The organism is Enterobacter cloacae complex sp. P12RS, from assembly GCF_014895875.1.
GTDB classification, from domain to species: domain Bacteria; phylum Pseudomonadota; class Gammaproteobacteria; order Enterobacterales; family Enterobacteriaceae; genus Enterobacter; species Enterobacter bugandensis.
This window is the reverse complement of the sequence record NZ_JADBQO010000077.1, coordinates 1-8,446: the sequence shown is the minus strand read 5'-3', so window position 1 is coordinate 8,446 and position 8,446 is coordinate 1. Positions and strand designations below refer to the sequence as shown.

The window sequence follows — 8,446 nt, the reverse complement described above, 5'->3', positions numbered from 1 at the left end:
GGGGGGAGGCTTGTTCAGGTTTAGGATCGCACGCCGTGAGCGTTAACAAAACGAACGGTAAAAGAGAGAGGTAGCGGTTCACTGTATTCCCCTAATAAATAACTGTTTTATTTATTCCATAACCTGGACAGGGGTGACACTATTCTGCCAGAACAGTGACGACCATATAGGTAAATAAACCAATCGCCGTGCAGGCGATAATGGCAAGCGCAATAAACATACCCAGTCGGATCAGGCTTATGCCATACATACATTCCTCCATGAGCCGGAAGCGGTAACTCACTATGAGCATAGTCGGCGAAAAGATAAATGTTAAATAACCATTAGCAGTGGGGACGCGCTAAACCTGAAATTCCTGTGCTACGTTTAATATTATTCATCTCTTTTACCGTAACTGGCATTAAGGGCAATCCCCTGCATTTAATGCGTTTTTTTGCTTCATTCACTCTCATGTTGGTTATAAAAAGGATGCTCGATATGTATAAAAACATTCTCGTTCCGGTGGATGTCTACGAGACAAGCCTGGCGGATAAAGCGTTGCAGCATGCACAGTTTCTGGCGCAAAGCGCATTGGGTGACATTCATTTGCTGCACGTCATGCCAAAATTTTCAGCCGAGCTGACGCGCGGTTTTATTTCAGATGCGCGAAAGATGGATGAATATATGATTAATAATTCAAAAGAAAAACTGTCTGACCTGGTCAAAAAATTGAATTTGCCAGAAGAGCGCGTTCACCTCCATGTTCGCAGCGGAAATGTTCGTGATGAGGTTATTAAGCTGGCGGATGAACTTACTGCTGGCGCGATTATCGTCGGCTCCCGAAATCCAAATATTCAAACCCATTTGTTAGGATCGGAGGCGGCAAGTATTGTTCGTTACGCCCATGTTCCTGTTTTCGTTATTCGTTAATTTCATGAAAGCAAGGTGATTTCTGAATAGAACCTGAGGAAGTAACAATGAAAACAGGAAAACCTGAACGTCCGTATTATCAACAAACCGTTGATGAAACCCTGTCGAATATCCACTCCACTCTGGAAGGACTTAGTGGTACTGAGGCATCAGCCCGACTTCAGCAGCATGGTGAGAATGCGTTACCGCAAAACAAGGGTAAACCCGCCTGGCTGCGCTTCCTGGCGCATTTTAACGATGTACTGATTTACGTTCTGCTGGTGGCCGCGTTGCTTAAGCTCTTTATGGGCCACTGGGTAGACATGTTTGTGATCCTCGGGGTTGCCATCATTAACGCGCTGATCGGCCATATCCAGGAGAGCAATGCTGAAAAATCGTTGCAGAGTATTCGCAATATGCTCTCCAGCGAAGCCGTGGTGGTACGACAGGGGAATCATGAAACGATCCCCACTACGGCGTTGGTCCCGGGCGATATCGTGGTGATCCGCGCCGGGGATCGTATCCCTGCGGACCTGCGCGTGATTGAGGCGCATAACCTTCGCGTGGAGGAGGCCATCCTGACTGGCGAATCCACCGTTGTTGAGAAAAACAGCGATGCGTTAAGCGGGGAACTGCCCTTAGGCGATCGCTATAATCTCCTCTACTCAGGCACCACCGTCAGCTCCGGCGGCGGTAAAGGCGTGGTGGTGGCCACCGGGGGGGAGACCGAGCTTGGCCACATCAACCAGATGATGTCCGACATTGAAAAGCACCGCACGCCGCTGATGGTGCAGATGGACAAGCTCGGTAAGACCATCTTCATCACTATCCTGGTGATGATGGTAGCGCTGTTCGTCTTTAGCCTCCTGTTCCGGGATATGCCGGTTTCTGAACTGGTGCTGTCGCTTATCAGCCTCGCCGTTGCCGCCGTGCCGGAAGGCCTGCCAGCCATCATTTCCATCATCCTTTCGCTTGGCGTACAGGCCATGGCGCGTCGCAAGGCCATTATTCGCAAGTTGCCCACGGTGGAAACCCTGGGCGCAATGACGGTCATCTGCTCGGATAAAACCGGCACCCTGACGATGAATGAAATGACGGTCAAAGCGGTGATTACCGCTGACACGACCTATCGCGTGGAGGGCGACAGCTACGAACCGGTGGGGAATATTCACCCAGTAGATGACCCGACGCCCGTCAGCGTGACGCAGGGTTCCCTGCTGGAACGCTACCTGCGCACCATTGACCTCTGTAATGACAGCCAGCTGATCAAAGACGAGCAGGGGCTGTGGAAAATCACCGGAGGACCAACCGAGGGCGCCCTGAAGGTGCTGGCGGCGAAAATCCCGCTCCCACCGCTTGATACAGAAATGCGCAGTAAAATCCCGTTTGATTCGCAGTATAAATACATGTCCACGCTCTACCGACTGGGTGAAGAAGAGGCGATTTTAATCACCGGCGCGCCGGACGTCCTGTTCCGCCTCTGTCAGTACCAGCAGACGAATGACGGACTGCAGCCGTTCGATCAACCTTACTGGGAAGGGAAGATTGAAGAGTATGCCCGGGAAGGGCTGCGCATGGTGGCGGCGGCCTGGAAACCTGCCCGCGAGGGACAGCGCGAGCTGGATCACCCGGACCTCCATGATGGCGTGATCCTGCTGGGTATTGCAGGAATGATGGATCCGCCGCGTCCGGAGGCCATTACCGCGATTGCCGACTGTCTGCAGGCCGGGATTCGCGTGAAAATGATCACCGGCGACCACCCGCAAACGGCCATGAGCATCGGGCAAATGCTGGGGATTGGTAACGCCGCAAGCGCGATCACCGGACGCGAGCTGGAGGCGATGGATGACCGTCAGCTGAGCGACGCCGCGCAGCAGTACGATATTTTCGCCCGAACCAGCCCGGAGGATAAATTCCGCCTCGTGCAGGCCCTGCAAAGTAAACAGGAAGTGGTGGGCATGACCGGGGATGGCGTAAACGATGCCCCGGCGCTCAAGCGGGCGGATGTGGGTATCGCCATGGGGATTAAGGGGACTGAGGTCACCAAGGAAGCCGCCGACATGGTGTTAACGGATGACAACTTTGCCACCATTGCCAGTGCGGTCCACGAGGGACGGCGGGTTTACGATAACCTGAAAAAAACGATTCTGTTCGTTATCCCGAGCAACATCGCGCAGGCCCTGCTGATCATCATCGCGCTGCTGGCGGGGAACCTGATTCCGCTGACGCCGGTCCTGATCCTGTGGATGAACATGGCGACGTCAGCAACCCTGTCGTTTGGCCTGGCGTTTGAAGCGGGTGAGAAGGACATCATGAATCGGCCACCGCGCAAGGCGAATCTGCATGTGATGGACGGCTACGCTATCTGGCGCGTGGTGTTTGTCGGTCTGATGATTGCCATTAGCGCCTTCGTGCTGGAAGCCTGGCTACAGCCGCGCGGCTACTCGGCGGAATTCATCCGCACCGTGCTGCTGCAAACCCTGGTGACCGCGCAGTGGTTCTACATGCTCAACTGTCGCGTTAATGACGGCTTCTCGCTGAGCAAAGGTCTGCTGGCGAATAAAGGGATTTGGATCGTGAGCGGCGTACTGCTGGCGCTACAGCTTCTTATCATTTACGCCCCGTTCATGCAGATGCTGTTTGGCACCGAAGCGCTGCCGTTCCGCTACTGGGTCATTACCTTCCTGATTGGTTTTGTGATGTTCCTTATTGTCGAGGCGGAAAAAGTGCTGACGCGCAGATGGCGTAAAATCGAAGCGTAATAGCGTAAACTGAGAAAGCCTGCCTGAGTCCAGGCTTTCTCTTTTGTGAGCACAGGAAATTATGATGCGACTTACCTGGTTCGTCCTTACGCTGTGTGCCGCTGTTCCCAGTGCGTTTGCCGTAACCTATACCCTGCCGCCGGAAGGCAGTCGGCTGGTGGGAACCCCGATTACCATCACCGTTCCCGAGCGCAATACGTTACCGCTTGAGGCCTTTGCTGCACAGCACGGGCTGGGGCTCAGCAATATGCTGGAAGCGAACCCGGGCGTGGATCCTTTTTTGCCCAAATCCGGCACCCGGCTGGTCATTCCTCAGCAGCTGATTTTGCCCGACACCGTGCGCGAGGGGATTGTCGTTAACGTGGCGGAAATGCGTCTTTACTATTATCCGCCGGGCAGCAATACCGTTGAAGTATTGCCCATCGGCATTGGTCAGGCCGGTCGCGAAACCCCGCGTAACTGGGTCACGGCGGTTGAGCGCAAGCAGGAGGGCCCCACCTGGTCACCTACGCCGAACACGCGTCGTGCCTATGCGGCAGAGGGGAAAACGCTGCCCGCCTTCGTGCCCGCCGGGCCGGATAACCCGATGGGGCTGTATGCGATATATATCGGCAGGCTATATGCCATACACGGCACAAACTCCAATTTCGGCATTGGGCTGCGGGTGAGCCAGGGCTGTATTCGTCTGCGTAACAACGACATTAAATATCTTTTCGATAATGTCCCCGTGGGCACCCGCGTGCAGCTTATCGATCGGCCCGTTAAGGTGACCACGGAGCCGGACGGCAGCCGCTGGGTGGAGGTTCACGAACCGCTGTCGCGTAATCGGGCGGAATTTGAATCGAGCCGGAAAGTGCCTCTGCCCATCTCCGCCGCACAGCAGACACAGTTGATAAACGAGGGGGCGGGCGCTGAACTGGAACGGCGGTCGGGGATGCCGGTTAAAATCGGCATGTAAGGGCATAGTGCGGGCTGGTGCCCTCACCCCAACCCTCTCCCACGGGAGAGGGGGAACACACTAAAAACGGCAACCCAGTTGCCGTTTTGCATTTACCTTGCGCAGAAAAGCAAAAAGCCTGCTTTAAAAGCAGGCTTTTCAAATTTGGCTCCTCTGACTGGACTCGAACCAGTGACATACGGATTAACAGTCCGCCGTTCTACCGACTGAACTACAGAGGAATCGTGTGAACGGGGCGCATATTATCGACCTGCGTTCGCCTTGTCAAAGGGTGGATCAACGCCTTTTGATCGTTTGCTGACAAAATCGGCAAAATGATGTTTTTGACAGCGGAATGCACCGTAATGGTGCGGATATACCTCTAATGGGGCAGATCGTAAACTGCTGTTTCAGTAATAAATCCCCCCTCCATGATTAGGTTTCCTTATTTTCAGGCGGTTAGCGAACAATTCAGACCGCACGGTAAAAGTGGCATTCATATTGCAAAACCTGTTCAACAACGACAGCCGGTTCCGGCAATGCATTTCGAACAGGGGGCAAAATGAACTTAAGACGACTGAAATACTTCGTAAAAATCGTCGATATCGGCAGCCTGACTCAAGCGGCAGAAGTGCTGCACATCGCGCAGCCTGCGCTGAGCCAGCAGGTGGCTACTCTGGAAGGCGAGATGGATCAGCAGTTACTGATCCGCACCAAACGCGGCGTCACGCCAACGGAAGCAGGCAAGATCCTGTATACCCACGCCCGCACTATCCTGCGTCAGTGTGAACAGGCGCAGCTGGCGGTGAACAATGTGGGCCAGACCCTGAGCGGGCACGTTTCTATCGGGCTGGCGCCGGGAACGGCGGCGTCCTCTATCACTATGCCGCTTCTGCAGGCCGTGCGCGCTGAGCTTCCGGAAGTGCTGGTCTATCTGCATGAAAACAGTGGTTCTGTACTGAATGACAAGCTGCTCAACGGCCAGCTGGACATGGCGGTCCTTTACGATCGCTCCCCGGTTGCCGGGATCACCAGCCAGCCGCTGCTCAAGGAAGATCTCTACCTCGTGGGCACCCGCGACTGTCCGGGCCAGAGCGTCGATCTTACCGCCGTGGCAGAGATGAACCTCTATCTGCCGCGCGACTACAGCGCCGTGCGCGTGCGTGTGGACGAAGCGTTCTCCCTGCGCCGCCTGACGGCCAAAATCATCGGCGAAATCGACTCGATCTCCACGCTGACCGCGGCCATTGCCAGCGGAATGGGTGTCACCGTACTGCCGGAATCCGCCGCGCGCTCGCTGTGCGGTGCGGCAAACGGCTGGATGGCGCGGATCACCACGCCTTCGATGAGCCTGCCGCTGTCGCTGAACATGTCCGCTCGCGGCTCGCTGTCGCCTCAGGCGCAGGCAGTAAAAGAGATTTTGATGTCGCTGGTCAGCAAGCCATCGCTTGAGAACCGTGAACTCCAGCTCGTGAGCTGATATTCCATAAAAGCATAAGATGCTGGTTTTTATTATTTGTTCTGCAGCTCGGCTGACTCTAACAATAGAGCTATGTCAGATGCGCCGGAGTGAATCGTGAATTTCCAGCAACTTAAAATTATCCGTGAGGCGGCCAGGCGGGACTACAACCTGACCGAGGTCGCCAATATGCTTTATACCTCTCAGTCCGGCGTCAGCCGCCATATCCGCGAGCTGGAAGAGGAGCTGGGCATAGAGATCTTTATCCGCCGCGGCAAGCGGCTGCTCGGCATGACGGAGCCGGGTAAAGCATTGCTCACCATCGCGGAGCGGATCCTCAACGAGGCCAGCAACGTGCGTCGCCTGGCGGATCTCTTCACCAACGATGCCTCCGGCGTGCTCACCATCGCCACCACCCACACCCAGGCGCGCTACAGCCTGCCGCCGGTGATCAAAGCCTTCCGCGAACTTTTCCCTGACGTCCGTCTGGAGCTTATCCAGGGCACGCCGCAGGAAATTGAAGGGCTGCTGCAAAACGGTGGGGCAGATATCGGCATTGCCAGCGAGCGGTTGAGCAACGACCCGCTGCTGGTGGCCTTTCCCTGGTTCCGCTGGTACCACAGCTTATTGCTTCCGGTCGATCATCCGCTGAATCAGGTTTCACCACTGACGCTGGAAGCGATCGCGAAATGGCCGCTGATTACGTATCGCCAGGGCATAACCGGACGCTCGCGCATAGACGAGGCCTTCAACCGTAAAGGATTAACGCCGGACATCGTGCTGAGCGCGCAGGACTCTGACGTGATCAAAACCTACGTCGAGCTGGGTCTGGGCATTGGCCTGGTGGCGGAACAGTCCAGCGGAGAACGCGAAGACGGGAACCTGGTGCGCCTGGATACGCGGCATCTGTTTGACGCCAATACCGTGTGGCTGGGCCTGAAGCGCGGGCAGCTGCAGCGCAACTATGTGTGGCGCTTTATCGAGCTGTGCAATGCCGGGCTGTCGGTGGACGAGATCAAACGCCAGGTAATGGAGCCGGAAGAAGTGGCGATTGATTATCAGATTTAATAATCCAACTTAGACAAGCAGTCTGTTATCGTTTATGCCCGGTGCGTTAGTATCGCGGCATAAATTTTATGAAGTATGCATGCAGGAATAAATACTGAATATTGATAGCAAAAGCTTAGGCGTGTTAAAAATGGAGGCTAGGTCGATGCCGGGAGGGCACAATGGCAAATGTTATTCATGATTTTATTTATGATATCTGCCACTCAGGAAATCTTGAGGCAGCTGTTCAACAATATGCACTCTATTACCACTATCTTGACGATTATACCTTCATTTTTGCAGCGGAGAAAGGTGCGACTCCGGGCTTATCGGTTAACAGGAACTTCAGCAGTGGTTCTGCCGTGCGTAGCTTATTCAAAACGCCGCATGTGTTTATTCTTACACCAGACATATTCAGAGAAATGTTTATCTCTGGTAACCGCGTTACATTTCCCATCGACTATTCTATCTCGCTCGATACGCAGGTATTAAGTTATCTTAAGCCTTTCTTTGAAGGGCAAAGATCGCGACTTCCCGATGATTTTGAAGAAATTTTTGACTTCATCGCCAGAGAGGAAGTCAATGTTGATCCTTTGCTGTATGAACTCGAAAATCTTTGTAATTTTAGCGATCTCAATAAACAGGAAAAAATCTTCGAACGCATTCGAGCTTATGAGATGTTACGCAACCTGGATGTTGCGGCTTGGCAGCAGCATAGGCAGTTAAAATTTAATGTGTCTGAACAGGAAATTATAGCTAAAACGCAGCAATATATGGCACGTAAAAATTATGAGTTTATAAATAAGTCGCTAATGGAAGAGCTGGCTCGTGACTATAATCGCTTATATGTATATGTGTTAAAAATGTGCGCGATTCACCTGCGGAACCCAAAAACAAGTGCTAAGCAGGTGCAGGAAAAATTACTCGAACTGCTAGAATTTACTCACAATGAAGCCCATTTCTTTGGCATTAGAGAGATTTTGCTCGCTAAGCGTTTTTTTGAAAATGGTTCTAAGGAAGCCTTTTTTCACAAAGTGAACCGTAATACGGCGGGATTTTGGGAGTACGTTAGAGGTATGGCCTGGGATCTTCGCCATCAGCGCTTTCTCGAATTTGTTATTACCTTAAATATTGATAAAAACGCGGCATTCTTTTTTCCCGCAATCTTAACCTGTGATAAAAAATTCATTGAAGTTCTGGATGCTCATAGCGTCAAAGTCATCGTTTTTAATAACAAAACTAAAGAAATTCTTCCATTTTATGATATTGATTTTATTGAAGAGATAGCGTCATGCGGTGAGCGAGTCAAAGAACGATTAACTTTGCTCTCTACCGAAGAATACCAGTTACAAC

The 8,446-nt window shown here is 52.9% G+C and carries 6 protein-coding genes and 1 tRNA gene; 6 read left to right on the top strand and 1 reads right to left on the bottom strand.

Annotated elements, in window-relative coordinates:
- Nucleotides 1-477 precede the first annotated feature (477 nt).
- The 3 genes from IM284_RS22785 to ldtA all read left to right on the top strand — a co-directional run bounded on the left by IM284_RS22785 (nucleotide 478) and on the right by ldtA (nucleotide 4,608).
- The gene (locus IM284_RS22785; RefSeq protein WP_047367872.1) at nucleotides 478-909 is read left to right on the top strand and encodes a universal stress protein; all 432 of its coding nucleotides are present in this window, start codon (nucleotides 478-480) and stop codon (nucleotides 907-909) included.
- Between the two features lie 47 nt (nucleotides 910-956).
- Nucleotides 957-3,650 (top strand): cation-transporting P-type ATPase, encoded by a 2,694-nt coding sequence (locus IM284_RS22780; protein WP_047367871.1) that lies wholly within the window; start codon nucleotides 957-959, stop codon nucleotides 3,648-3,650.
- A 61-nt stretch (nucleotides 3,651-3,711) separates the two neighbouring features.
- Complete coding sequence (gene ldtA / locus IM284_RS22775; protein ID WP_045260382.1) at nucleotides 3,712-4,608, top strand: L,D-transpeptidase; 897 nt, start codon at nucleotides 3,712-3,714, stop codon at nucleotides 4,606-4,608.
- A gap of 145 nt (nucleotides 4,609-4,753) precedes the next feature.
- Here ldtA and IM284_RS22770 read toward each other — a convergent pair.
- Nucleotides 4,754-4,829: transfer RNA gene (locus IM284_RS22770), tRNA-Asn, on the bottom strand.
- Between the two features lie 320 nt (nucleotides 4,830-5,149).
- On the opposite strand from IM284_RS22770, the gene nac reads away from it, so the two are divergent.
- The 3 genes from nac to IM284_RS22755 form a co-directional block, all read left to right on the top strand.
- The gene (nac, locus tag IM284_RS22765; protein ID WP_028013742.1) at nucleotides 5,150-6,067 is read left to right on the top strand and encodes a nitrogen assimilation transcriptional regulator NAC; all 918 of its coding nucleotides are present in this window, start codon (nucleotides 5,150-5,152) and stop codon (nucleotides 6,065-6,067) included.
- A 96-nt stretch (nucleotides 6,068-6,163) separates the two neighbouring features.
- Nucleotides 6,164-7,114 (top strand): HTH-type transcriptional regulator Cbl, encoded by a 951-nt coding sequence (gene cbl, locus IM284_RS22760; protein ID WP_047367870.1) that lies wholly within the window; start codon nucleotides 6,164-6,166, stop codon nucleotides 7,112-7,114.
- A gap of 161 nt (nucleotides 7,115-7,275) precedes the next feature.
- Nucleotides 7,276-8,446 (top strand): hypothetical protein (locus IM284_RS22755; RefSeq protein ID WP_193055955.1); only part of this gene is annotated, 1,171 nt, incomplete at its 3' end.

What these genes read in the sequence shown, in the direction of transcription:
- IM284_RS22785 (WP_047367872.1), top strand. Translation starts at nt 478, where the DNA reads ATGTATAAAAACATTCTCGTTCCGGTGGATGTCTACGAGACAAGCCTG.
- ldtA (WP_045260382.1), top strand. Translation starts at nt 3,712, where the DNA reads ATGATGCGACTTACCTGGTTCGTCCTTACGCTGTGTGCCGCTGTTCCC.
- IM284_RS22780 (WP_047367871.1), top strand. Translation starts at nt 957, where the DNA reads ATGAAAACAGGAAAACCTGAACGTCCGTATTATCAACAAACCGTTGAT.
- nac (WP_028013742.1), top strand. Translation starts at nt 5,150, where the DNA reads ATGAACTTAAGACGACTGAAATACTTCGTAAAAATCGTCGATATCGGC.